Origin of the sequence: Capnocytophaga endodontalis (assembly GCF_002209445.1) — a bacterium.
GTDB classification, from domain to species: Bacteria; Bacteroidota; Bacteroidia; order Flavobacteriales; family Flavobacteriaceae; genus Capnocytophaga; species Capnocytophaga periodontitidis.
Map to the genome: position 1 here is coordinate 3,030,576 of NZ_CP022022.1, position 25,214 is coordinate 3,055,789.

The 25,214-nt window shown below is 40.0% G+C and carries 18 protein-coding genes; 3 read left to right on the forward strand and 15 right to left on the reverse strand.

Annotated features, from left to right (window positions below; all coding sequences use genetic code 11):
* Nucleotides 1-3 precede the first annotated feature (3 nt).
* The gene (gene xerD, locus CBG49_RS13700) at nucleotides 4-915 is read left to right on the forward strand and encodes a site-specific tyrosine recombinase XerD (protein WP_088594916.1); all 912 of its coding nucleotides are present in this window, start codon (nucleotides 4-6) and stop codon (nucleotides 913-915) included.
* A gap of 60 nt (nucleotides 916-975) precedes the next feature.
* Here xerD and CBG49_RS13705 read toward each other — a convergent pair whose 3' ends face one another.
* Complete coding sequence (locus CBG49_RS13705) at nucleotides 976-1,368, reverse strand: PUR family DNA/RNA-binding protein (protein WP_009750826.1); 393 nt, start codon at nucleotides 1,366-1,368, stop codon at nucleotides 976-978.
* A gap of 249 nt (nucleotides 1,369-1,617) precedes the next feature.
* Here CBG49_RS13705 and CBG49_RS13710 point away from each other — a divergent pair, with 249 nt between their 5' ends.
* Entirely contained in the window at nucleotides 1,618-3,369 is a 1,752-nt protein-coding gene (locus CBG49_RS13710; protein WP_088594917.1) for an ABC transporter ATP-binding protein, read from the forward strand.
* A gap of 57 nt (nucleotides 3,370-3,426) precedes the next feature.
* The gene (locus tag CBG49_RS13715) at nucleotides 3,427-6,447 is read left to right on the forward strand and encodes a VIT domain-containing protein (protein ID WP_088594918.1); all 3,021 of its coding nucleotides are present in this window, start codon (nucleotides 3,427-3,429) and stop codon (nucleotides 6,445-6,447) included.
* An 87-nt stretch (nucleotides 6,448-6,534) separates the two neighbouring features.
* Here the strand turns inward: CBG49_RS13715 and CBG49_RS13720 are convergent, their stop codons facing one another.
* The 14 genes from CBG49_RS13720 to CBG49_RS13785 form a co-directional block, all read right to left on the reverse strand.
* Nucleotides 6,535-7,704 (reverse strand): OmpA family protein, encoded by a 1,170-nt coding sequence (locus CBG49_RS13720; protein ID WP_088595339.1) that lies wholly within the window; start codon nucleotides 7,702-7,704, stop codon nucleotides 6,535-6,537.
* A 180-nt stretch (nucleotides 7,705-7,884) separates the two neighbouring features.
* The gene (locus CBG49_RS13725) at nucleotides 7,885-11,046 is read right to left on the reverse strand and encodes an efflux RND transporter permease subunit (protein ID WP_088594919.1); all 3,162 of its coding nucleotides are present in this window, start codon (nucleotides 11,044-11,046) and stop codon (nucleotides 7,885-7,887) included.
* An 84-nt stretch (nucleotides 11,047-11,130) separates the two neighbouring features.
* Nucleotides 11,131-12,528, reverse strand: coding sequence for an efflux transporter outer membrane subunit (locus CBG49_RS13730; protein ID WP_088594920.1), 1,398 nt, complete (start codon nucleotides 12,526-12,528; stop codon nucleotides 11,131-11,133).
* A gap of 57 nt (nucleotides 12,529-12,585) precedes the next feature.
* The gene (locus tag CBG49_RS13735) at nucleotides 12,586-13,125 is read right to left on the reverse strand and encodes a carboxypeptidase-like regulatory domain-containing protein (RefSeq protein WP_088594921.1); all 540 of its coding nucleotides are present in this window, start codon (nucleotides 13,123-13,125) and stop codon (nucleotides 12,586-12,588) included.
* A 141-nt stretch (nucleotides 13,126-13,266) separates the two neighbouring features.
* Nucleotides 13,267-13,812 (reverse strand): carboxypeptidase regulatory-like domain-containing protein, encoded by a 546-nt coding sequence (locus tag CBG49_RS13740; RefSeq protein ID WP_227002903.1) that lies wholly within the window; start codon nucleotides 13,810-13,812, stop codon nucleotides 13,267-13,269.
* A gap of 12 nt (nucleotides 13,813-13,824) precedes the next feature.
* Nucleotides 13,825-14,379, reverse strand: coding sequence for an Ig-like domain-containing protein (locus tag CBG49_RS13745; protein ID WP_088594923.1), 555 nt, complete (start codon nucleotides 14,377-14,379; stop codon nucleotides 13,825-13,827).
* Nucleotides 14,380-14,384: 5 nt separating this feature from the next.
* Nucleotides 14,385-15,218: a carboxypeptidase-like regulatory domain-containing protein gene (locus CBG49_RS13750; RefSeq protein WP_088594924.1), complete on the reverse strand. Its 834-nt coding sequence runs from the start codon at nucleotides 15,216-15,218 to the stop codon at nucleotides 14,385-14,387.
* A gap of 169 nt (nucleotides 15,219-15,387) precedes the next feature.
* Nucleotides 15,388-16,494, reverse strand: a complete 1,107-nt coding sequence (locus tag CBG49_RS13755; RefSeq protein ID WP_088594925.1) for an efflux RND transporter periplasmic adaptor subunit — start codon at nucleotides 16,492-16,494, stop codon at nucleotides 15,388-15,390.
* Between the two features lie 293 nt (nucleotides 16,495-16,787).
* Complete coding sequence (locus CBG49_RS13760; RefSeq protein WP_088594926.1) at nucleotides 16,788-17,663, reverse strand: geranylgeranylglycerol-phosphate geranylgeranyltransferase; 876 nt, start codon at nucleotides 17,661-17,663, stop codon at nucleotides 16,788-16,790.
* A 30-nt stretch (nucleotides 17,664-17,693) separates the two neighbouring features.
* Nucleotides 17,694-19,004 carry a lytic transglycosylase domain-containing protein gene (locus tag CBG49_RS13765; protein WP_088594927.1) on the reverse strand — a complete coding sequence of 437 codons (1,311 nt, stop codon included), beginning with the start codon at nucleotides 19,002-19,004 and terminating at the stop codon, nucleotides 17,694-17,696.
* A gap of 97 nt (nucleotides 19,005-19,101) precedes the next feature.
* Nucleotides 19,102-21,423: a penicillin-binding protein 1A gene (locus CBG49_RS13770; protein ID WP_009750814.1), complete on the reverse strand. Its 2,322-nt coding sequence runs from the start codon at nucleotides 21,421-21,423 to the stop codon at nucleotides 19,102-19,104.
* A gap of 74 nt (nucleotides 21,424-21,497) precedes the next feature.
* Nucleotides 21,498-21,977, reverse strand: a complete 480-nt coding sequence (locus CBG49_RS13775) for a gliding motility lipoprotein GldH (RefSeq protein WP_009750813.1) — start codon at nucleotides 21,975-21,977, stop codon at nucleotides 21,498-21,500.
* Nucleotides 21,964-23,325: a PSP1 domain-containing protein gene (locus tag CBG49_RS13780; protein ID WP_193433069.1), complete on the reverse strand. Its 1,362-nt coding sequence runs from the start codon at nucleotides 23,323-23,325 to the stop codon at nucleotides 21,964-21,966. The genes CBG49_RS13775 and CBG49_RS13780 overlap by 14 nt, the downstream gene beginning before the upstream one ends.
* A 226-nt stretch (nucleotides 23,326-23,551) precedes the next feature.
* Nucleotides 23,552-25,213: an MBOAT family O-acyltransferase gene (locus CBG49_RS13785; protein WP_088594928.1), complete on the reverse strand. Its 1,662-nt coding sequence runs from the start codon at nucleotides 25,211-25,213 to the stop codon at nucleotides 23,552-23,554.
* Nucleotide 25,214: the final 1 nt, after the last annotated feature.

The window sequence follows — 25,214 nt, forward strand, 5'->3', positions numbered from 1 at the left end:
CAGGTGTGGCGTGAAACAAATATAGCTTTTCAGCATTATCTGCGACTGCAACGAGGCTTGTCGCAGAATACAGCTGTGTCGTACGGTTTGGATATCGAAAAACTCATCTGCTATTTAGAAAAATACAACATCACCGAAACTCCTATCAACATCGAGGAAGACACTTTGCGGCAATTTGTATACGAAGTAGCTAAAGACTTGAATGCACGTTCGCAAGCGCGACTCATTTCGGCATTGAAGAGTTTTTTCAAATTTATGATGTACGAAAAAGGGCGTGAAGACTTCCCGATGAGTCTCATTGAAAGCCCCAAAATAGGCGTAAAACTCCCCGATACACTTTCACTACAAGAGATAGACGCGATGCTCGCTTCTATAGATTTAAGCACCGATGAAGGTCATCGCAACAAGGCGATGATAGAGATGCTCTACGCTTGCGGGTTACGCGTATCGGAGCTTATTTCGCTCAGATTGTCCGATTTGTTTTTTGATGAAGATTTTATCAGGGTGATGGGGAAAGGCAGCAAACAGCGGTTAGTACCTATTGAGGCTTACACCCAAAAGCAAGTGAAGCAATATATAGACAACCAGCGCCGACAGCTAAAAATAGCCAAAGGACACGAGGATTTTGTATTCTTAAACAGAAGGGGAAAACAGCTCACACGAGCGATGATTTTCACGATTGTAAGACAAGTAGCGGAAAATATAGGGTTACAGAAGACAATTAGTCCGCATACATTTAGGCATTCGTTTGCCACACACCTATTGGAGAATGGTGCCAACTTGCGAGCTATACAAATGATGTTAGGGCACGAGAATATTACTACTACTGAAATTTACGTACACGTAGAGAAGAGTTATTTGCGAGAAGCACTGATAAAGTACCACCCACGCCAGAAGATGAGCTTTACCCAATAGCCCATTACGTCATCACTCTATATACAATGAGTGAAGCTCCACCTTATTAGCGTTTTTTAGTTAGAGGTCTTCAAAATCAAGGCTGCGATAAGTGCCATTAGTAACACCGTTACCATTAACTCTTACGTTTTCCAATCGTTCAGCATATAGCTCTTTCTTAAAATCCTTTTGATGGCGTTCAGAAATTACTTCTTCACCTCTTTCATCAAAAACATAGGCTGTCATTTCGTTTAAAATGTCTTTAAACAATTCAAAATCTTCTTTATAGAGATAGATTTTGTGTTTTTTGTAGTGTACAGACCCATCATCGTGCGTAAATTTCTTACTTTCGGTAATGGTCAAGTAATAATCATTAGCGCGTGTAGCCCTCACATCAAAGAAGTAAGTGCGCCTACCCGCCCTTAGGACTTTAGAGAAGATCTCCTCATTGTCCAAAAATTCTTTTTCTTCCATTGTACATACTGTTTTAATTATTCGCGTACAAAAGTCTATAAATAGAGAATACTATGCAAGTTTTTTAGCTATTATTTTATCGTTTCAGCTATATTTTATTATAATTTTAACATATATAGTGTAAAAATAGGAGTTAAACATAAAGTTATTAAAATGTAATTTGCTAATTTCTTCATTTGCTAATTTGCTAAATTCCTAATTTGTTCATTTGCTAATTGTTTTGTACTTTTGCAGCCTTAAAAGAAAACAATGTCCGAAAAAACATCACGCACTAAACATACTTTTCATCAGCTATCGCGCTTTGTAAAACCTTATCGAGGCGTATTTATAGCTGTCGCGCTCTTTGCGATACTTTCTTCTATTTTTTCAACGGCTCAGCCTTACCTCATAAAAGTAGCAATCGACGATTATATCACCCTTAAAAACTACGAAGGGCTGTTGCGCATCACCTATATATTAGTAGCCTTGCTCTGCGCCGAAGTGTTGATGCAATTCCTCTTTTCTTATTATTCTAACTGGTTAGGACAAACCGTTATACGCGATATACGCGAAAAACTCTTTGCTCACTTGTTGCGCCTAAAGATGAGATATTTCGATAAATCGTCAATTGGTGTGCTCGTAACCCGTGCGGTGAACGATATGGAACGCATTGGCGAGATTTTCAGCTCAGGACTTTTTGAGATGGCAAGCGATGTGCTCAAAATGTTAGTTATCACCATCGTAATGTTTCTAATCGATTGGAAATTAGCACTCATCAGTTATGCTACGATGCCGCTAATTCTCTACTTCACCCGTTGGTTTCAGCGTTCTATGAATGCCGCTTTTGTGGAAGTGCGCAAAGAAGTAGCTAACCTCAATGCCTTTGTGCAGGAGCGCATTTCGGGTATCAAAGTGGTACAGCTTTTTGCCCAAGAGCGCGAAGAATTAGAAAACTTCAAGAAAATCAACGAGAAACACAAGCAAGCGTGGCTCAAAACAATATGGTATAACTCTATCTTCTTCCCTATTGGCGACTTGTGCGTATCGATTACTATTGCTCTTATCGTGTGGTTTGGCGGACGACAAATCGTAGGCGACAGTGTGTACGACTTGGGGAATATCTTCTTGTTTATCCAACTCTCTCAACAGCTTTTCCGTCCTATCAGGCATATCGCCGATAAGTTCAATACTTTACAAATGGGCATTATCGCTTCCGATCGTGTGTTTGCTATTTTGGAAACTAAAAACGACTCGGAAACTGAAGGACACAAGGAACTTACCGAAGTGAAAGGGGCTATAGAATTTAAAGATGTTCACTTTGAATATATAGCAGGCGAAGAAATTTTGCACGGCATCAGTTTTGAAGTCAAAGAGGGTGAAACTATTGCTATTGTAGGGGCGACAGGCGCTGGGAAAACTACGATTACCAATCTGCTGAACCGTTTTTACGACCTTAGCTCGGGTGCGATTTACATCGATGGAGTAAATATTAAGGAATACACCCTCAGTTCGTTGCGAAAACACATCGCCACTGTATTGCAAGATGTATTTTTGTTTGCCGACAGCGTGCTGAACAACATCACCCTGAAAAATCCCACCATCAGTGAAGAGGAAGTGATTGCAGCAGCTAAGAGCATAGGCGTTCACGATTTCTTGATGAGCTTGCCTGAAGGTTATCACTACAATGTGAAAGAGCGCGGCACAATGCTTTCGGCAGGACAACGCCAGCTTATTGCTTTCCTACGTGCTTATGTACACAAACCACAGATACTCATTTTAGACGAAGCAACTTCATCAGTCGATTCTCATTCCGAACAACTTATACAAAAGGCTACCGATAAAATGACTGAAGGGCGCACTTCTATTATCATCGCCCACCGCCTTACAACGGTAAAAAAAGCCGACAAAATTATCGTGTTAGACAAGGGAAATATCGTAGAAACGGGCACACACGAGGAGTTATTGCAAATAGAGAACGGTTACTACCGCAATTTGTACGAAGTGCAGTTTTTAGACGAATAAATTTTGGTATATTGTTTGATTTACAGCTAATAAGTTTCATCAAAACATTGTTTAGTAATGAAAATCAAACATTTTTTATCTTCAGTAGCTTTACTGCTTCCCTTTGTGATCACCGCACAGAAATCGGTGGTGCCCGAGGTGAAGGTAGTAAATGAACGCAATGCCAACCCTATGGTGTTGCAAGACCTCTCCATAGACATATTGGTAATAGGGCAAACAGCCGTTACTACTATGGAAATGACCTTTTACAATCCCAACAGCCGCGTAATGGAAGGCGAATTTCAGTTTCCTCTTGCCGACGGTCAGCAGGTGTCACGCTTTGCTTTGGACATCAACGGCAAAATGCGCGAAGGGGTGGTAGTAGATAAGACCTCAGGACGCAAAGCCTTTGAGGAAATTGTGCGCAGGGGTGTAGACCCTGGTTTGTTAGAAAAGACGGAGGGCAATAACTTCAAAGCCCGTGTGTATCCTATGCCTGCCCAAGGCACTCGCCGTGTGCTCATCGCATTTGAACAAGAGCTACACGAGCGCGACGGACAGGATTATTACTTCTTGCCTATCACGGCTAACACCACCCTTAAAAACTTCAAAGTACGCACTGAGGTGGTATCGCGCTTTGTAAAAGCTGATATTCAAAACAGCTTGCAATTAGACTTCAAGCAAGCGCGCAACAGCTATATCAGTGAGGTGAGCCAACAGAATTTTGCGCTCAACCAGAACATTGCTCTCACTTTTCCAAAAATTAAGAAACCGCAAAGTATTAGCGCTACTAAAGGCAACAAAACCTATTGCTACGGCAATATCGCTTTGGCGACTGCCCAACCCAAAAACAAACCTATCCCTACAGAAATAGGTATTTTATGGGATGCGTCACACTCGGCAAGCAATCGCGATAGAGCAAAAGAATTTGCTTTCTTAGACGCTTATTTCAAAGCACTCAAAAACGTGAAAGTCGTTCTTAGCAGTTTCAATATTCGCACTGATAAAACCCTTACTTTTGAAGTGAAAAACGGCAATTGGCAAGCGTTGAAATCACATTTAGAAAATTTGCCTTATGACGGTGCTACCGATGGCAACGCTATCAATTTCAGTCTCAAAGCCGATGAATTACTCCTCTTTAGCGATGGTATTTTCAACTTTGGCAGTAAAGATTTTTCAGTAAACGACGTAGTAAAACAAGCTAAAACCCCTATAACAGTAGTCAATGCTTCGGCAGTTGCCAATACCCCAAAAATGCAATACCTCGCCAATGCTACGGGCGGTAGCTTTATAGATTTGACCACCCTCACTACCGAGCAGGCTCTGAAAGTAGCGCAGACTATACCTTTCCAACTGCTGGATATAGAGGTGAAAAATGGCAAAATAGCCAATATTTTCCCACAGAAAGGCACAGCTATTAGCAAAGGCAATTTCACTCTTGCAGGCGAATTGCAAACTAAGGAAGCGAGCTTAGTACTCAGCTTTGGATACCCTAAAAATATAATCGTACAAAAAGAAATCCATTTTGTAGCCAACCCCGATGCTTCGGGAAGTGAGTTTGAACTATTGCGCCGTATATGGGCAGAAAAGCAAATTGCACAATTAGAACGCGAAGGCGCTGAACAAAAGCAAATAGATGCCGTAGGACGTGAATATGGCATTGTAACTGAAGGTAACTCACTTATCATTTTAGAAACCGTAGAAGATTATGTGCGCTACCGCATTACACCTCCTGAAGAATTGGCTAAAGAGTACTATGCGAGACTAAACTCTCAAGCAGAAGAGAAAAAAGAGAGGAAAAAGGAAATTTTAGAAGACCTTATTGAGCAATCAAACGAGCAAACAGAATGGTGGAAAACCGTATATCCTCTAAAAGATAAAAAAACTAAAAACAGAAAGCAGCAAAATGTAGTAGTAGATGAAATAACCGACAATCGTGCTGAAATAAAAGATGAGGTTATAGCTTCTGCTGAAATAGCTAAAATGGAAGAGTCTGTACCTCAAGCTGAAGTTCAAGCTCAAGCGCGAGGAATCAGTATGAGAGGGATAAGCTCTGTTTCAGAAGATACTGATCGCTCAGAACTCAATGAGGTAGTAGTAAGGGGTTACGCTCCTGTGATGGAAAGAAGTCTAACAGGCTCTATTTCTTCTGTTATAGTTACAAATGATGTGAGAGTTGAAAATACCCCAATGGCAAATATAGAACTCAATGCCTATAACCCCGATACTCCTTATTTAAAGGTAATGGAATACACTGAAGAAGCTAAAGCTGTAGAAACCTATTACAAACTAAAAAAAGAATATGGCACAACACCTGCTTTCTATGCCGATGTAGCCGATTACTTCTTCAAAAAAGGCAATCGCGAGCAAGCGATTTTAGTGGTTTCTAATTTGGCAGAACTCGGTTTAGACGACCCACAACTGCTCAGAGTATTAGGTTATAAACTCAGTCGTTACAATGCCAAAAAAGAAGCGGTACAAGTATTCCAAAAAGTAGCAACTATACGACCAGAAGAGCCTCAATCTTTCCGTGATTTAGGCTTAGCTTTAGCCGATGATACCCAGTACAATGAAGCAGTGAAGAACCTTTACAAAGTAATTACTGAAGATTGGAACGACGATCGATTTGAAGATGTAAAGCTCATTACCCTGAACGACCTCAACAGTATTGTAGCGCGTAATAAAAATGTAAAAACGAGCTATATCGACAAGCGTTTGCTCAAAAAAGAGCCTGTAGATGTGCGTGTAGTACTCTCTTGGGATACCAATGATTGCGATATGGACTTATGGGTAACCGACCCTAAAGGCGAGAAATGTTATTACCAAAACACAATCACTTATCTCGGTGGAAAAATATCAGACGACGTAACTGAAGGTTATGGCCCTGAAGAGTTTATGATTAAAAAAGCTATGAAAGGTCAATACAAAGTGCAGGTAAATTACTATGGTAGCAATTCCCAAAAGCAATTGATGCCAGTAAGCTTACGCATTACTTTCTACACCCACTACGGAACACCACAACAAAAACAACAAGAAACAACGATACGCCTCAACGATGAAAAAGATGTAATTGAGGTAGGATCTTTTCAGGTAAGGTAACAGGAATAGGAATAGAAACAAAAAAGCGAGGCTTTCGCCTCGCTTTTTTTAGTAATTCTTATTTTTAAGTCTCAAATTATCTATAAATTACTCAACAATATTAGCAATACTTACACGGTTCCAATCTGGCTCGCTAAACATATCACCGATACCATTACCTTCAGCTTGGATTCTATCAGCTGAGATTTTGTAACGTTTAACTAAGAGAGTTTTAACAGCTTCAGCACGAGCAGTAGCTAATTTTTTGTTTTTCTCTAAGTCACCTTCAGGAGAAGCGTAACCTTTGATACTTACTTTAGCATTTGTATATTTGTTAAGGTAAGAAGCGATACGCTCTACGTTAGGCAATTGAGATGCATCGATAGTACTTTTAGCTACACGGAAAGTAACTACAGACTCTAAAGTTTTTTTGTTTTTAGTAACAACTTTCTCAACTACTTCAGGTTTTTTGTTGCGAGCAGCTTCTAAATCATCTTGCAATTTTTTGATTTGTTTTTGGTCATCAGCTAATTGTTTGTTTTTGCTGTTCAACTCATCACGAAGTCTTGCTAACTCACCGCTGTTATCAGGCGCTTGAACAGCTGTAGTGAAGTGGTGAGCACCATTGCTACCTTTGAAACGGTAAACCACACCAGCAGTTACTTGAGTCCAAGAGTTTTTGAGGTTCAACTCATTTTGAGAGTTAGATTCAGCACGGTTTTCTACACCATCAACAAAGTAGATAAGTGCTGGGCTGATTTTGATACCCCAAGCTTTGCTTTGACCTAAGTTGAATAACAAGTTAGAACCAAATTGGCTTGTCATAGCATTCAATACATTAGGAGCTTTTCTGTTGTCAGCACCTTGTGGGTATTTGTGAGCCCAACCTAAACCAGCAAAACCTTCAACTTCAAAGAAACGAGGAGTTCCTTTGTAACCAGCAAAAAGGTTGCTCAAGTTTACAGTACCTACCAAACTTATGTTTGACATATCTACAAAGTTTCCATACTCTGGAGCATCATCAAAATCTACTGGACGTACATACGCCATACCTTCAACGCCTAAACGGAACGCTGGAGAGATTTGTTTACCTATCTCGGCTCCAAAAGTGGCACGGGTGTTTTTGATAAAGGCTTCACGGGTAGTCCAAGAGAATCCACCACCTTTAACACCTACTTGCCAGTTGTCAAAAAATTTGCTCTTACTTAGCATTTCTTGTGCGTTAGCACTTACGAAAGTTGCAACGATAGCTGCAACACTTAAAAGAGTTCTTTTCATAAAAATAACGTTTAAAAAAAACTTATTCACGATTAATACGGGGCAAATGTATAACTATTTTTTATAACTACCTCATTTTTGAGCTACAAAAACGCACTATCCTCTCATTTTTTAACTTTTCTTTTACATTTTGTTTGGAAAAATCTTATAGTTCTGTTAAAAAATAAAATGTTTTTTAAATTAATATTCATCCGTTGGGGTTACAAATATCTCATCGGATTTATGGCGATAACCGCTAATGCGTTCTTGCAAATCTTGGAAAATCACAAAGAGTACAGGTATAACGATTAATCCAAAGAAAGTACCTATCAGCTGTCCTACCGCAGCTCCTGTAGCTACTGAACGGTTACCTTCAGCACCTACTCCTGAGGCAAATACCAATGGCATCAAACCAACGATAAAGGCAAAAGAGGTCATCAAGATAGGGCGCAAACGCGCCATAGCGGCATTGATGGCTGCTTTAGAGAGACTCTCACCCATACGGCGGCGCTGTACAGCAAATTCTACAATCAGAATTGCGTTCTTTGCCAAGAGTCCCATTAGCATAATAAGAGAGATTTGGAAATAGATATTGTTTTCCAAGCCAAAAAGCCACTGTCCTAAATAAGCTCCAAAGATACCAAAAGGCAATGAGAAGAGCACTGATAATGGCAATAAGTAACTCTCATACTGTGCTGAAAGGATAAAATAAGTAAACACCAAGCTGAGCAAGAAGATGAGTATGGTTTGTGAGCCTGCGGTTTGTTCTTCACGTGTTAAACCTGTATAATCGATACTATAATTAGCATTGAGGGTTTGGGCTGCTACCTCTTGTACTGCTTTTAGGGCATCACCCGTACTATAGGCAGGGTTGTTCTGAGCCGAAATAGATACCGAAGTAAATAAATTATAACGGCTGAGCGATTGAGGTCCAAAGGTACGTGTGAGCGTTACGAACTCGGTAATAGGCGCCATTGTGCCACTACCTGTTTTTACGAACAAGTTGTTCAGGCTATTGAGGTCTTTACGCGCTTCGGGCAACGATTGTACCATTACGCGGTATTGCTTTCCGTAGAGGGTAAAGTCGGTAGCGTAAAAACCACCTATATAGTTCTGCAAGGTAGAAAGAATCGTACTCACCGTAATACCCGATTGCATAGCGCGCTCTACATTGATATCCATTTGGTATTGTGGATAATTTACATTGAAAGAGGTTTGAGCAAATTTTATTTCAGGGCGTTGCATCAAAGCACCTAAAAATTGCTGTGCATTTTTGTTCACCTCACTGATATCACTTCCGGATTTATCCAAGAGCACAAATGATACCCCACCCCCTATACCAAAACCAGGTACTGAAGGCGGTTGGAAGAAAATTACATTGGCATCTTTGACATTAGCTACTGCACGAAAGGCATTATTGATAATTGACTGAATGTCTTGACCAGGGAGTTTAGAACGTTGTTCGAAAGGTTTCAGCTTGAAGAAGCCCATACCATTGTTACTACCTTCGCCCGAAATCATACCACGACCCGTTACAAAGGTAACATTTTCCACCCCTGGGATATTGGAAAGACTTTCGTTTACTTCACGCATAATATTGGCGACACGTTCCATAGATGCCCCAGGAATCATAGATACATCCATCATCACAAACCCTTGGTCTTCACTGGGCACAAAGCCCGATTTCATACTTTTATTGGCAAAATAGATACCACCTCCTGCTAAGAGTAAAAGCACTAAGGTTACCCATTTGTGGCGAAGGAAGAAAGTAAAAGTTTGTCCGTATTTATAAGTCGCTGCATTGAAAGCTACATTAAACTTGTGGAAGAACTTACCGAACCACGATTTTTCTTCGTATTCTTTATCGCCGTGAGGTTTGAGGAAGAGCGAGCAAAGTACCGGACTGAGGGTGAGCGCATTGATTGCTGAAATGACAATCGCTACAATCAGAGTTACCCCAAATTGTTTGTAGAACACCCCCGTAGTACCGCCCATAAAGGTTACCGGCACGAACACTGCTGCCATTACCAAAGTGATAGAGATAATCGCCCCTGTAATCTCGTTCATAGCCGAAATGGTAGCGGGTTTCGCTTTCTCGTGAGTTTGCTCCATCTTGGCGTGTACTGCCTCGACGACGACTATCGCATCATCTACCACTATACCAATAGCCAACACCAAGGCAAAGAGGGTGAGCATATTGATAGAATAGCCAAAGAGGTTCAAGAAGAAGAAAGTACCCACGATAGACACTGGCACCGCAATAGCAGGAATAAGCGTAGAGCGGAAGTCTTGCAAGAAAATATACACCACCAAGAACACCAACAAGAAAGCCTCCAAGAGGGTAGACACTACCTTAGAAATGGCAGCATCTAAGAACGTATTGGCGTTGTAGTTGATAGTATAAGTAATCCCTTCGGGGAAAGAAGGTTTTAGCTCCTCTAAAAGTTTTTCGATATTTTGGATAATTTCGTGAGCATTAGAGCCTGGGGTTTGGGAAATACCCATAGCTACCGCAGGACGACCTTTACTTTCAGAAAATCCTGTATATCCCAAGGCATCGAGTTCTACAGTAGCCACATCTTTGAGGCGAAGTACACGTCCGCCATCTAAGGCTTTAAGCACTATATTCTCGTATTCAGATACTTGAGTGTATTTTCCTTTATATTTAATTACATATTCATAGCTACTACCGCTATTTTGTCCCAAAGTACCTGCAGCCGCTTCTTTACTTTGAGCTGAAATTGCAGCAGTTACCTCCGTAGGGTTGAGACCGTATGCTTGGAGTTTCTGAGGGTTGATCCAAACGCGCATAGAATAGGTTTTACCTCCAAAAGCACTGGCATCCCCTACCCCACTGATACGTTTGATTGCAGGAATCACATTGATGCTCAAGTAGTTTTGCAAGAACACATCGTCTAACTCTTTATTTTCAGAAAAGAAAGTGAGGAACATCAGGTTACCTGAACTCTGCTTGCGCACGGTTACCCCCGATTGAGTTACCTCCGATGGCAAAATAGAGTTCGCACGCGACACTGCATTTTGCACGTTTACTGCTGCAATATCACCATTGGTGCCTTGTTTGAAATACACAGTAATATTTGCTGAACCACTATTAGAAGCCGATGAGGTAATATAATCCATATTTTCAACCCCATTTATTTGTTCTTCTAAGGGAATCACCACTGCTTTAAGCACTGTTTCGGCATTGGCACCTGCATAGTTAGCCGATACCTGTACTGTTACAGGGGCAATGTCGGGGTATTGGGAAATAGGTAAGGATATAATCCCTAAAATCCCTAAAATTACTATCAGAATAGAAATTACCGTTGATAGTACCGGTCTGTTTATAAAACTTTTTATCATAAGTTTAAGTTATAGATTCTTCTTTTTAATTTGCCAATTTGGTGCGAGATGCACAAACAATTTGCTAATTTACTAATTTGCCAATTATTTCCAGCCTCCTCCGAGGGCTTTATACAAGGTGATACCATACTGCATACGAGTGAATTGTGCGTTGGCAACACTAAGCTCGGCATTGAGGCGATTTACTTCGGCAGTGATCACCTCTAAATAATTCACCATACCGCTATCAAAGAGTTGTTTAGAGAAATCAGTTGCCTTTTGATAGGCTTCCATTTCTTTAGTTTTGAGTTGGATAAACTCGTCTTGAGAGTTGAATTGGTGCATTGCATCGGAGACTTCTTTGCCTGCTGAAAGAATTGCCTTTTTGAAGTTGAGCAAAGCGGTTTCTTGAGCAGCTTTTTGCACTTCGTACTGGGTGCGTATTTGTCGGCGATTGAGGATAGGTTGCGCCAATCCCGCTATAAAGTTAGCAAACATCGATTTGGCTGAAAACCAAGTATCGAGTTCAGTACTGCTGATACCGCCACGAGCACTGAGAGTGAGGGTAGGATAGAAAGCAGCACGGGCTACATTGGTGAGTTCAAAAGCGTTGCGCAAGTTGAGTTCGGCACGTGCCACATCAGGACGATTTTCGAGCAAACTTACAGCATATCCCTGACGAAATTCAGTAGGAAATTGTTGTTCGGCAAGGGTGCTTCGCTCTATGTGATGAGGTTCTTCGCCAAGGAGTACACATATCGTATTCTCTAATGCCCATACGCTATTGTTGATTGTAATAAGTTGTGCTTGTGCGTTATACACAAGTGCTTCGATTTGCTTGGTCGCTACTTCGGTAGTAGAACCTGCATTTTTGAGTTGTTTGGTAGTTTCTAAACTTTTGGTGCGGAACTCAATTGTTTGTTCGAGTACTTTTTTCTGTTCGTCAAGCATCAACAATTGGTAATAAGCTGTCGCTAAAGTTGCTACCACTTCGGACTGCACTGCTTTTTGAGCTTCGACAGTTGCCAAATAAGAGGCATAGGAGGCGCGTTTTTGGGCGGAGAGTTTGCCCCAAATATCGGCTTCCCACGAGGCTGAGCCTGTGATATCAAATAGGTTGTTGTAAGTACGTTCTCCCAGACCTCCCGCTGCATTGATAGAGTTGGTGCTGCGGGTGTAGTTTGCTCCTACTGAGAGAGTAGGAATAAAAGCCGCCTTACTTTGCTTAAGATAGGCTTGTGCTGAAACTACACTTTGCATCGCTACACGTACATCAAGGTTATGAGAAAGCGCCTTATTGATATGTCCTTGGAGAGTAGCATCGGTGAAGATGTTACGCCAAGAGACATTGGCACTGCTAAGACTATCCGTAGGGATATTATCTGTACGGAAAAGTTTTTCATTTACGACATTGGGGCGCTCGTAAGTTTTGCGACCTGCGCAAGCGGTGAGAGTAAGGGCTACAAAAGCCGCTGCGAAACCTTTATAAATGATTCTGTTCATAATCTTAATTTAGGTAATAAGTAATAGATAATAAGCGATAAGGTTTTATAATATTAATTATTTTTGTTTGTTTTTGATATGTTGGTTATAGTAATCTTGGGTGTAAACAAACACATTATACATAGAAATCTGTTCTATTTCCTTAGGCATCTCATCCCAAGTGCGTATCTCATAGGTATAAAACTCTCCATTGCGCACACGCTCCTTGAATGCTTCTTCATTCGATTTTTCAACTTTTGAATCATCTAGGTAAAAACTAAAAGATAATGTATAAGGATCCACAAAATATTTATAAATTACATCAGAATCTAATTGTACTTTATACTTTTGATGCGGTATATTCTTGATTACATAGTAATATTGTTTATTCATTTTATACCCTTTATATTCGCTTTCAACAGAGAATTCTAATATATCAAATAGTTTTGCTTGTATAGTATAGTTTCCTTGGGCATCGGTATATACCTTTTCTCTACCATTGGAGACTATTACCCTAGGGAAAGGTTTATTTTCGTCATCAAAAACCCTTCCTGATACGGTGATTTGCGCCATAGTGGAAAGCGTAAAAAAGAATAGAAATATAGTAATTCGGATCATAGCTTATGGAAATTTTTGCTTTTTTCAATGTTCAACGATACGTTTATTTAACGAAAAGTATCTTTTTTCAGAAATCTACATACCATAGAAAATACAAAACAGCACAGAAATCAAAGTTCAACGATTTATAATAAAATGTATTTATTCTTTTTTCTCTTTGTCTTTGATATGCTCATTATAGTAATCTTTGGTATAAACATATAGAATATAATCGTAATAGTTGCTAATTCTGCTCGAAAAGAAAGCGTTTTTCTTTAGTGAATACTGAAAAAACTCTCCGTTTCTGAGTCTTTCCTTAAAGGATTCCTTATCTTTTTTCTCTATAGGCACTCCATCGAGCACAAAAAGCATATCTGGTTTTTTCCTACCTCTATCACACTTAAAAAAATCAATAGAATGTACAAATGCATCATAACTTTGATGAGGTGTTTCCGTCAGTACATAGTGAGGTGTGGCGATTTCATAAGAGCGAAACTTTCGATCCAATCTATAAAAATAAATAACATCCCATAGTTTGGCTTCTATTTTATACCTGCCCTCACTATCGGTTCGCACCGTATCTCTTCCATTGGTAACCGGAAAATCAACATAAGGTTTCTTTTTCTCATAAAAAACCCTTCCTGATATGGTAATTTGCGCCATAGTGGAAAGCGTAAAAAAGAATAGAAATATAGTAATTCGGATCATATCAAAAATATTTTATTTCTTTTTACTTTTATTCTTTTTATGTCGGTTGTAGTAATCTTTGGTATAAGCCACTAATCCATATTGACTGCGGAAGCCATAATGTTTAGATAACTCTTGATCCTCCATTACTGAATACTTGTAAAACTGTCCACTTCGGAGTTCTTTTTTGAATGCTTCTCTATCTTCTTCTTCAACTATCTTATCATTACGTATAAAAAGGATGCCACAAGCATAAGCATATTCAATATGAATATCACTATTCCTATAGATTCTATCCATAGTATGGTTATATACTTGGTGAGGTGTGTCTTTAAACACAATATAACAGCCCATATTGTCAAAGTGGATTGTATCCCACTGTTTTGCTTGTATCTTATACATACCATTGGCATCAGTTTTTACCTCATTAGCGGCATAATGCCCTTGATTGGTATAAGTTATCACGTCTGTATTTACAGTAATATTGGCAAGAGGCTTCCCTTTATAGTCGGTAACTTTGCCTGTTATAGTAATTTGCGCCATAGTGGAAAGCGTAAAAAAGAATAGAAATATAGTAAGTCTGTTCATAGCTTTTATTTTTTAGTGTTTACAATGATTACGCCATAGGCTCCAAGAGAGCCATATAATGGAACTCCTAATTGTCCATCTATTTCTATTATTTCCTCTATTTTCTTCCGTCGTATTTTTTTGAGAAACTCTTCCTTTTTTTCTATAGGCAATCCGTCGAGAACAAACAGCTTGTCGCAAGGAGTTTTCAAACTTATAGAAGGTGTAGAGGCTCTTGGGTCGCTGTTCCTGCTTTCAATAGGAGGGTGTTGTACAAAGTTATAACTCTGCTCTTTTGCTTCTTTCACAACAAGGTAACAATCCTCTATATTTTCAGCTTGTATCGCATTCCAGCGACGGGCTTGGATCGTGTAATTGCCTATGCTATCGGTGAGAACCTCGGTATTGCTATCTTTGTTATATACCCTAATATTAGCCAGAGGTTTGCCTTCTTTATCTGTAACTTTTCCTGAAACCACTATAAGGCGATAGGTTTGATAGAATTCCCAAATCTCTGCATAAAGTTGCTCTTCCTTATTGAGCTGTCTATTGGGAGGATTATTAGCAAGTGCTTTTGCTTTCCGAAAAGTATCCTTAGTGATAAGATATACCGCTCCATATTTTGCACTATTACCAAAAAGATTTTTAGCTTCTTCTCTAAAAAGCACCAAGATTTCGGCTATATCATCGGGTTGAAGTTTTTCAGTCTTTAAACTCCATTTAGTAATTTTCTTCCCATCGATAATATAAAGAGGGGGCTCGTTAGGAATTCTCCCTATATCCTTTATGCCTCCGCCTTGGGATTCCTTAACTTGTGCTGTGAGAGGCAGAGAAAAGAGTAATAATAACAAATATTTCATAATGACGAGGGGCAAATGACGAATGACGAGTGACGAATGACGAATGACGAGTGACGAATGACGAGTGACGAATGACGAGTGACGAATGACGAGGGGGCAACTTTGCCAAAGTGTGAAACTTTGGCAAAGTGTAGTGAAGCAAAAGCGGCTTTTCACTCTTCACTTTTTCTTAAAAAATGGGTTGTATTTTCTTTACGAGGCTGTCCATTGAAATGGGTTGGGGTTTGATCACGGTACCGGTATGTACCTTGTTGAGACCTTGTGCGAGGATGGTGTCACCTTTTTTGAGTCCGCTTTCTACAACTGCATAATTATCAGCGCGGTTTTTAAGTGTGATGACGGTTTGTCGCAAGGTATCTTTTTCGGCTACGCGGTATACAAATACTTTTCCTTGTTGTTCAAAAGTGGCTACCTCAGGAATTACAAGTGAATTATTGAAATTTTGAGGTATTTTAATCGTTCCACTATTGCCATTAGTGAGCAATTTGTTAGGATTAGGGAAAGTAGCGCGGAACTGTATGCTACCTGTAGAGGGGTCAATTTGTCCGGTTACCGCTTGAATTTTACCTTTTTCAGCATACTCTTTTCCGTTAGCTAATACCAAAGAAGCCTCAGGTAGGTTTTTGAGTTTTTCGGCAGTAGTTTTGCCTTCGGTGTTAGCTAAAAAGTCGAGGTATTCTTTTTCGTTCATTGAAAAATAAGCATATACCTCTTTCACATCAGAAACGGTAGTGAGTACTGTATTATTGGCAGTTACTAAAGCGCCTTCGCGGAAGTTGATTGCTCCTACTACTCCATTTACAGGTGCTTTTACTACCGCAAAACCGATATTGCTGGCCACCTCGTTGTAGGCAGCTTGAGCGCGTTGCAAGTTGGCTTTGGCAGTTGCTAATTGCACGGAGCTCACGATATTTTTTTCTACCAAGGGCACTAATTTATCTACCTCCACCTTAGCCGCATCTACAGCTGCTTTGGCTGAGGCTGCCGACTGGTTAAGGGTTTGTGTTTCCAGCTGAAACAAAGGTTGCCCTTGGGTTACTGCCTGACCTTCGTCTACTAATACTTTGGTGATATAACCTGATATTTTGGCCTGCACAGAGCTGTTTACAATACCTTCAATATTTACTGGATAAGAGAGTTGAGAAACCGTATTTTGCTCTCCTACTACAATTACAGGATAAGCCTCAGGTCCTTTTGATTGTTGTTGCTGTTGATTTCCATTATTACAAGCTACCAATGCGATAGCTACTGTTGTTGCTAAAAAGATTTTATTCATTATACTTAGTTATTAGTCGTTAGTGTTAGTTTTAGGACGAGTCGGACGGGGCTGACAAGTCGGGTGAGGTAGATGGAGTTGGAGGGTGAGGGTTATTGGCAAAAATACTTCAAAAATAGTTATAGGCAAGTGTGGGATGGCGTTAATCTTTTGTTAAAGTTTAGCAAATGAGACAAATGCACTGTTTTAAAATTTATGGTGCAAAGGTAAGATGAAGAGAGGATTTAGGCAAATAATATCGACAGAAAGGCTGATTTTATCGACGAAAAGTGTAAAGTACGAGATGTATTTTTTTAACCTTTGATTTGCTTTACTAATATTACACTAAAGACTCCCATTACGAGAATCACTCTAAGCATATTGTGTAAGGCTCTGTATTGAGGTTGGGTTTGGCTTTTCCAAAGAAAGGCTACAAAAAACAATAAATAAAGCATTGTGAAGTAGAGAAAGTACGTCAGTTTGAATATGAGGAAACTATGAAGTAGCCAATAGATAGGCAGAAAGCAGAGCAATACGTTCAAGGTGATGAGTTTTTTAGCAAAACTCTCACCATAGACCACGGGAATTGTAGCATAGTTGTGAGTGAGATCTCCTTTGATGTTTTGCAAATCTTTGATAAACTCTTTGGTGAGCATTAACAGAAAGATGAGTATAGCATGGGCGAAAATCACGGTTTCGAAATTGCGATAATACACAAATATTGCAAAAAAGGGGATAATAGCTAAACTTGCTGAAGTGAGGTTGCCCCAAAGCAATAGTTTTTTGATACGGTGTGAATAAAGCCACATTGTGAAGATATAACCTGAAAAGAAAATCACTGCTCTAAACGACACATAACTAGCTACTATTACTGAGAGAAAATTGAGCAAAAAATAGAGGGTAAGTTTGGTATTCTGACTCACTAAGTGGTTGATCATCGTTTGGGTAGGTTTATTAATCAAATCTTTATCTTTGTCGTAAAAACCATTGATAATATACCCTCCAGCGATAGCCAAAGCTCCTGCTATGACGAGCATCAACAAGTGTGTATCGGCAAGGACTTCACGCCAAGGTTGTTTGGAGAGCACGAAGATAGAGGCTAAGTACTGAGCTACACAAACCATCGCGATATTGTAGCCACGCACTACCGAAAAAAGCCCCAATAATTTTAATAAAGCTCTTCTCTTCATACTATCTAACTGTTATTTCTAACTTCTATATTACTTGTATATAGAAAGTCGTTGTCCCACGCGTACTTTATTACTTTTCATTCGGTTCCAGCGTTTGATATTATTGATTGTCACGCCGTGGCGACTAGCAATTTTACCTAAGTTATCGCCTTTTTTCACCGTATAAACTGTTTTTTTAGTAGATTTACCTCCTGCGTATTGTTCGCCTTTGGTTACTTCAGGAAGAACTTGTTCACGTTGAGCTTTTTGTTCGTTTAGGTAGTTGTAGATAGCTTGTTCATTGGATACGAACTTACCTATTTCGGAGATAGGCAAACGCACGGCATAGTTGCGCCCTTCAACATAAGGCACTACATCTAATTGGTAAGAAGGGTTAAAAAACTGAATATCTTGTACATCCATACCTGTAATTTCGGCTATATCCTTGAAAGGAATGGCTTGTTTTACACGAATGGTATCAGTTTGGAAGAGATGATTAGCGCGTTTTTGAGGTTTGAAGCCGTGTTCTTTAGCATATTCAAAAATATAGAGTGTTGCCAAGAAAGCAGGCACATACCCCGCTGTTTCACGAGGAAGATAGGGGCGCAAATTCCAATAGTTAGTCTTTCCGTTAGATCGGCGTATAGCTTTAGTGACATTGCCAGGTCCTGAATTATAGGCAGCGAGAGCTAAATCCCAGTCACCAAATATTTTATAGAGTTCGTTTAAGTATTTTGCAGCGGCCTTAGTAGAACGAACGGGGTCGCTGCGTTCATCGACATAGTTATTTACCTCTAAGCCATAGCTTTTACCTGTAGCATACATAAATTGCCATAAGCCTGTAGCCCCAGCGCGAGAGCGGGCTTTAGGATTTAAGGCTGATTCAATAATGGCGAGGTATTTCATTTCAAGAGGAATTTTTTGGTTACTCATTTCCTGTTCGAACATTGGAAAATAGTAATCACTGAGGCTCATCAGGCGTTCTAACGAAGAGCGGCGATTTTTCAAAAACGATTTGATCACCTGTTCTAATATAGGGTTATACTCCACGTTGAAAGGTGTTTTTTCATTCAGTTTACGCAAGCGCTCTTTGAGTACTTCAGTAGGCAACTCACTGTAATCTACATCAGTAGGGGTTGCGGCTACATCTTCGCTCATTTGAAAGAACAAATCGGAATTAGACAGTTCTTTCAGCCATTTTTCATCGTATTTTTTTATGTTGGGATTATCGTTAAACTTGTGTAATCCTTCGCGTTTAGGATTTCTATTTATTGTGTCTTTTTGAGAGTTTTGCGCCTGCATTGGCATACTACCTAAGAGCAAACAGGCGATGGTAGTGAGTGTATATTTTTTAAATTTCATATTCTTAATAATGTAAGTGCGTTTTTTAGTTTATTACAATAAGGGCGACAAAACTACTAAAAATATTACAAAGAGACAAATATTCGCTCAAGAAACTTTAAAAATCGATTTCAGGGTCTTCAGTATCTCCTTCTTTTTCTTTATTGCAATCTATAGGAATTTCTTTGTTTTGAGGGGCAGGAAAAGCGCCTTTAGAAACACTCAAATCTTTATCGGCATAGCATTTTTTCATATAATAGCCGAATATGGGGAGTGCCATTGTAGCCCCTTGACCGTAGGCAGTAGTACGGAAGTGTACCGCGCGGTCTTCACCTCCTACCCAAACACCGGTAACAAGATTAGGTACCATACCGATAAACCAACCATCGCTATTATTTTGAGTGGTTCCTGTTTTACCTGCAATAGGGTTCGTAAATTGATAAGGATATCCTGTCATTACATTTTTGTAAATGGTATTATAAGTTTCTGCACCTTTGGTACGCAAGCGCGCTCCTGAACCATAGCGTGTAACCCCTTCCATCAAGTTTACAACAGCACGAGCTACTTCAGCACTTACTACATCGTGAGTTTCAGGGGTATTTTCAAAAAGTACTGTACCGTTCTTATCTTCTATACGCGTTACTAACACAGGTTTTACATATACCCCTTCATTGGCGAAAGTACCATAAGCCCCTACCATTTGGAAGACAGTTGCATCGGCAGTACCTAAGGCGATAGAAGGCATTTCGGGCATATTGGATGTGATGCCGAGTTTTCTCACCAAATTAATCACGGGTATAGGGCCTACTTTATCCATCAGGTTTACAGTAATAGAGTTTACTGAGTTTGCTAAAGCGTATTTGAGGGTCATCATTTTACCTGTGAAATTACCTGTAGAGTTACGTGGGCACCACGCTTGCACATTGCCGTACTTATGAGCTTCTACACACGTTGGGATATCAGGGAGTTCCATACAAGGAGAATAGTGCAATTGGTCGATAGCGGTGGCATATACAAAAGGTTTGAAGGTAGAGCCCGTTTGGCGAGCACCTTGTATCACTTGGTCGTATTGGAAATGCTTGTAGTTGATGCCTCCTACCCACGCTTTTATGTGTCCTGTTTGAGGTTCCATAGACATCATACCTGTACGCAAATAAGCTTTATAATACAATATAGAGTCACGTGGGGTCATAATGGTATCTTTTTCACCTTTCCAACTGAAGACACGCATCTCTACTTTTTTATCAAACGACTCGCGGATTTCCTTTTCGGAATAGCCTAAATACTTAAGGTGTATCCAGCGATTAGAGTTTTTCATTGCGCGTTCCATTAGGTTTTTATACTCTTCTTTAGAGACTTTTACAAAAGGATAGGTAGCATTTTTCTTAGGGTTATTTTCGGCGTCGAAGGCTTTTTGTAGTTGTTTCATATGAGCTTTCACAGCAGCCTCGGCATAAGCCTGCATCTTAGAGTCGATGGTTGTATACACTTTCAATCCGTCAAGATAGAGGTTGTGTTTAGTACCATCGGGTTTAGGGTTTTGGTCTATCCACGTTTTCATATAAGAACGCAGGTACTCACGGAAGTAGGTTGCCATCCCGTCGTTATGACTTTCGGGGGTAAACTTGATTTTCAATGGCAACTTTTGCAAGGAATCTTTTTGTTCTTGGGTAATGTAGTTGTTCTTAGCCATTTGGGCGAGTACCACATTGCGACGGTTAGTTACTCCTTCTTTATTTTTCACAGGATTGTAGAGAGCAGAGTTTTTAAACATCCCTACAAGCATTGCGCCTTCTTCTATTTTGAGGTTTTTAGGTTCTTTATCGAAGTAGATTTTAGCAGCCGAACGGATTCCATCGGCATTGTTATTGAAGTCGTAGATATTGAAGTACATTGCTAATATCTCTTCTTTAGTATATTGTTTTTCAAGGCGTGTAGCAATCACCCATTCTTTTATTTTTTGAGTATAACGTGCTAAACCTCTGGTTTTTTCTTTATGAAAAAGCTGTTTTGCCAATTGTTGTGAGATGGTGGAAGCACCTCCTTTTCTACCAAAATAGACCATTGCCCGCAATGTACCACGCACGTCGATTCCTGAGTGTTCATAGAAACGTTCGTCTTCGGTGGCGACGAGAGCATCGACTAAGTGTTTAGGTAAATCTTTGAAGCGGATAGGCGTACGGTTTTCATCTAAATAGAATTTTCCTAACGATTTACCATCGGCGGTAACGATTTCGGTAGCCAAATTGGTTTCGGGATTTTCCAAGTGTTGGAAGTCGGGCATTTCGCCCAACAAGCCTAAAGAAGCCGAAGTAAAGAGTAATATCACTCCTACCACGCCCGCTATAAAGATATACCAAAACCATCTCACGACTGTGCTGAGTCCTTTTTTAGGTTTGCGGCTGCTGTTGTTACTGTTTGTGCTGTTTGCTTTTTTCATAGTTTATTATTTTTTAAGTCTCCTACGAATTTACACGAAATTGAGACTATATAAAACTCTTTTGTATTAGGCAATTATTTATTAGTTTCTTCGCGTAGCCCCACTTCGGTGATTCCTTTGAGTATTGGTATTCCTTCATCATCACCTATTTTGCGCATTGCTTGTTCTATTTTGATGTTGTACTTACCTTTAGCAGGGAAAACGAATTGTTCTTTGTACCACAATTTGCTTTCTTTCACTGCTGAATAGCCATCTCCCAACCATTTACCTTCGGGGGTTGCCATTTCGTATTGCAACGTATCGACAATTACCTTATCGCTATTGGGCACTTCCATTTTGGCAATCAAATAGATATTGCTAAACTCGTAATGCTCATCGTTACGCAACATTATGAACAAGTTTTTTTTAGCCAACGTATCGTTTGCTTCTAAAAGAAAGGTTACAGGTTCGTTTTTAGTCCAACCATTAGGCAAAGACACATATTGGCTGTATTCCACATTACTATGGCAAGACACGAGGGTTAGCCATAGGAGTAATACACTAAGCGTTCTCATTTTTAGGTTTATCGGCATTAGAGTTGGGTTTGTTATTTTTATTATTGGGCTTTTTCTTAGCGGTATTGGGGTTGTTATTAGCATTAGGATTGTTATTATTGCCGTTATTTTTAGGCTTGGGCGATTGTTTCTTTTTGTTAGACTGCCCTTGGGGTTGGGATTGTGCTTGTTGGGTTTTGTTATCTCGCTGAGGCTTACTGTTATTATTGCTCGCTTTTTTGTTGTTATGCTTGTTCTTTTTGCGTTTAGGGGCATCGAAACGGGTGATGCTATCTTCTTCTACTGGAGCGAGTTCAATACCTTCATAAGCTGAAGTGCTTTTACGTGAAGACAAATCGGTAACGATGGCATACTCTTCTAACTCTTCAATAGGTTCTCCCTCTTTATTGAGTTCGATAATTTCTTTTACGCTATCTACTGAGAGTTTGTGCCAAGTGATAGGATTTTCGTCGTAAGTGAACCACATTAGGCGTTTGAAGATGTCTATTTTTTGGCACGATGCCATACCGCGCTGTGTGTGGAGTTTTACATCGGTGCGGGGGAAATCTTGCAGAGCATCGAGATAGGTGTCGAGTTCGAAGTTCAAGCAGCATTTGAGTTTACCGCACTGACCTGCAAGTTTTTGAGGGTTGAGTGACAATTGCTGGTATCGTGCTGCTGAAGTGGAAACGCTTCTGAAATCGGTAAGCCAAGTAGAGCAGCAGAGTTCACGACCGCAAGAACCTATTCCACCTAAGCGGGCTGCCTCTTGGCGGAAACCTATTTGTCGCATTTCTATACGCACAGAAAAGGCTTTTGCCATATCCTTGATGAGCTGGCGGAAATCTACACGCCCCTCGGCTGTGTAGTAGAATGTTGCTTTAGAGCCGTCGCCTTGGAATTCTACATCGGAGATTTTCATCTCTAAACCTAAGGCAATTGCTAATTCACGCGATTGTTTTTGGACTTCTATTTCTTTGGCACGCGACTGTTGCCATACATCAATATCATGCTGATTAGCTTTGCGATACACTCGAGGTATATCGCCTTCCCAATCGACTTTGCGTTTTTTCATTTGCGAGCGCACCAATTCACCTGTAAGGGTTACGACTCCTACATCGTGTCCTGAAGGGGCTTCGGTGGCTACTACATCACCCATTTGGAGGGGCAATTTATCGACATTGCGGAAATACTCTTTGCGGCTGTTTTTGAAGCGCACCTCGACGCAATCAAAATACTCTTGTCCGCCAAGGAGTTGGGTATTTGCCAGCCAATCAAAAACTGATAATTTGGCAGTGCCAAAGCTTCGCGCTCCGCAGTTTGTATTACAGCTATTGTTCGTATTGTGTGTGCAAGTATTGCAACTCATTTTTCTATGGATTATTACATTAATAGAGAGGGTATAAGAGCCCTTTCAATCGGCAAAAATACGAATAATTTAGAAATTAGCAAATTTGTGAATTAGCAAATTAGAGAAAAGTAGAGAGAATATTATAGGGAGAACCTCGAAGAATCTTGGAAGATTCTGGAGGGTCTCGGGGAAAAGTAGACAGATAAAAAGGATTGATTATTGATTTCTAAAACCTAATTCTTGATTAAAACTGGAAATAGATAAATGGCTGTATATCGGTGGAATAGGCTTGATAACATATCAATACTACCACTAAGGCGATGGCAGCTTTTACTACGTAATGGCTTTCGGCAAAAACGTGCTCGGTATAGTCTTTCCAGCGTTGGGGCAGCCAGTGGGTGATATAGCCTATGAGGATGATTCCTAAACTAATATTGTTGTACTTCATCACTTGCATAGCCGAACCCCAGTCCATATTATGAGCGACTTGGTCAAACCATTGGTTTATACTTTCCATATCGTTGCTTCGGAAAAACACACGTGTGAAAGTGATAAAAACAAAAGTAAAAGCTATTTTCCAAGCGCGTACTACCCACAAGTTACTGTTCTCATACGGGCTCACCTTACGCCAATACTTATAAGCCACAACTCCTAAACCATTGAGTCCGCCCCAGATAACAAACTTCCACGATGCACCGTGCCACAATCCTCCAATGAGCATTGTAATCATAATATTAATATTGGTAGTAAGGTAGCGTTCAAAGGGTTTATAAAAGAACGCAACCGCAGAACCTGCTATTAACAGTAGCCCTGTGATGAGGGTGAAAACGAGATTGTTGATCGCTACTACCAAAATCACTACAAAAAGCAAAGAGAAGACGAAAGTGCCTATGGTACTATTGCGGTTACCTCCTAATGGGATGTACAAATAATCTTTCAGCCAAGTGGAAAGGGAGATATGCCAACGTTTCCAGAAATCACCGCAATTCAAGGCTTTGTAAGGCGAATTGAAGTTTACAGGCAAATGAAAACCCATTAGCAGTGCTACCCCTATAGCAATATCGGTATAACCAGAGAAATCACCATAGATTTGCAACGAATAGCCTATGAGAGCCAGAATATTGGCAAAACCTGTGTGCATAGAAGGGGCATCGAATATTTTGTCTAAGAAGTGCAAAGCAATAAAATCGGCAAAAATCATTTTTTTAATGAGCCCTTTGAGAATGAAGAATATCGCTTTATTGAACTCTTCTTTAGAAACAACAGTTTTCTTGAGAATTTGAGGTACAAACTCTTCGGCGCGGACGATAGGCCCTGCTACGAGTTGAGGAAAGAAACTCACATAGAAACCAAAATCGAGTATAGAGTTCAGTGGAGTTACCTTGTTACGGTATACATCTACTGTGTAGCTAATCGTTTGGAATGTATAGAAAGATATCCCTACAGGCAAAATGATTTTATCAACTGTGAAATAGCCTTGATTGCTAAAGCCATTTGCCCAATAGGCTAAATAGTTAAACGTTTGGTGCTGGGTGTGGAAGAGTGCATTGTAAGTATCGGTGAAAAAATAAGCATACTTGAAATATGCTAACACTAATAAATTTAAACAAACACTCACGGTTACAGCTATTTTGCGTCGGCGTTCTTCGGCTTGCCGATAGATGTAGTGTCCCAGATAAAAATCGGTGACAGTACTGAATACTAACAGCAACACAAAAAGGCCGCTCGCCTTGTAATAGAAATAGAAACTAGCGATTAGCAAAAACAGATTGCGCAGATGTCGGCGTCGGTAAATCAGAGCAAAGACAGCATACACCAAGACAAAGAATATCCAGAAGTCTATCCGCACAAAAGTAAGCGGATGCTCAGGATTAAACATAAAGAAATTGTTGAAAAAGTCTGTCATA

Bases quoted from the DNA above. Each gene is read 5' to 3' on its own strand.
- CBG49_RS13705 (WP_009750826.1), bottom strand. From the start codon at position 1,368: ATGGAAGAAAAAGAATTTTTGGACAATGAGGAGATCTTCTCTAAAGTC.
- CBG49_RS13710 (WP_088594917.1), top strand. From the start codon at position 1,618: ATGTCCGAAAAAACATCACGCACTAAACATACTTTTCATCAGCTATCG.
- CBG49_RS13715 (WP_088594918.1), top strand. From the start codon at position 3,427: ATGAAAATCAAACATTTTTTATCTTCAGTAGCTTTACTGCTTCCCTTT.
- CBG49_RS13720 (WP_088595339.1), bottom strand. From the start codon at position 7,704: ATGAAAAGAACTCTTTTAAGTGTTGCAGCTATCGTTGCAACTTTCGTA.
- CBG49_RS13725 (WP_088594919.1), bottom strand. From the start codon at position 11,046: ATGATAAAAAGTTTTATAAACAGACCGGTACTATCAACGGTAATTTCT.
- CBG49_RS13730 (WP_088594920.1), bottom strand. From the start codon at position 12,528: ATGAACAGAATCATTTATAAAGGTTTCGCAGCGGCTTTTGTAGCCCTT.
- CBG49_RS13735 (WP_088594921.1), bottom strand. From the start codon at position 13,125: ATGATCCGAATTACTATATTTCTATTCTTTTTTACGCTTTCCACTATG.
- CBG49_RS13740 (WP_227002903.1), bottom strand. From the start codon at position 13,812: ATGATCCGAATTACTATATTTCTATTCTTTTTTACGCTTTCCACTATG.
- CBG49_RS13745 (WP_088594923.1), bottom strand. From the start codon at position 14,379: ATGAACAGACTTACTATATTTCTATTCTTTTTTACGCTTTCCACTATG.
- CBG49_RS13750 (WP_088594924.1), bottom strand. From the start codon at position 15,218: ATGAAATATTTGTTATTATTACTCTTTTCTCTGCCTCTCACAGCACAA.
- CBG49_RS13755 (WP_088594925.1), bottom strand. From the start codon at position 16,494: ATGAATAAAATCTTTTTAGCAACAACAGTAGCTATCGCATTGGTAGCT.
- CBG49_RS13760 (WP_088594926.1), bottom strand. From the start codon at position 17,663: ATGAAGAGAAGAGCTTTATTAAAATTATTGGGGCTTTTTTCGGTAGTG.
- CBG49_RS13765 (WP_088594927.1), bottom strand. From the start codon at position 19,004: ATGAAATTTAAAAAATATACACTCACTACCATCGCCTGTTTGCTCTTA.
- CBG49_RS13770 (WP_009750814.1), bottom strand. From the start codon at position 21,423: ATGAAAAAAGCAAACAGCACAAACAGTAACAACAGCAGCCGCAAACCT.
- CBG49_RS13775 (WP_009750813.1), bottom strand. From the start codon at position 21,977: ATGAGAACGCTTAGTGTATTACTCCTATGGCTAACCCTCGTGTCTTGC.
- CBG49_RS13780 (WP_193433069.1), bottom strand. From the start codon at position 23,325: ATGAGTTGCAATACTTGCACACACAATACGAACAATAGCTGTAATACA.
- CBG49_RS13785 (WP_088594928.1), bottom strand. From the start codon at position 25,213: ATGACAGACTTTTTCAACAATTTCTTTATGTTTAATCCTGAGCATCCG.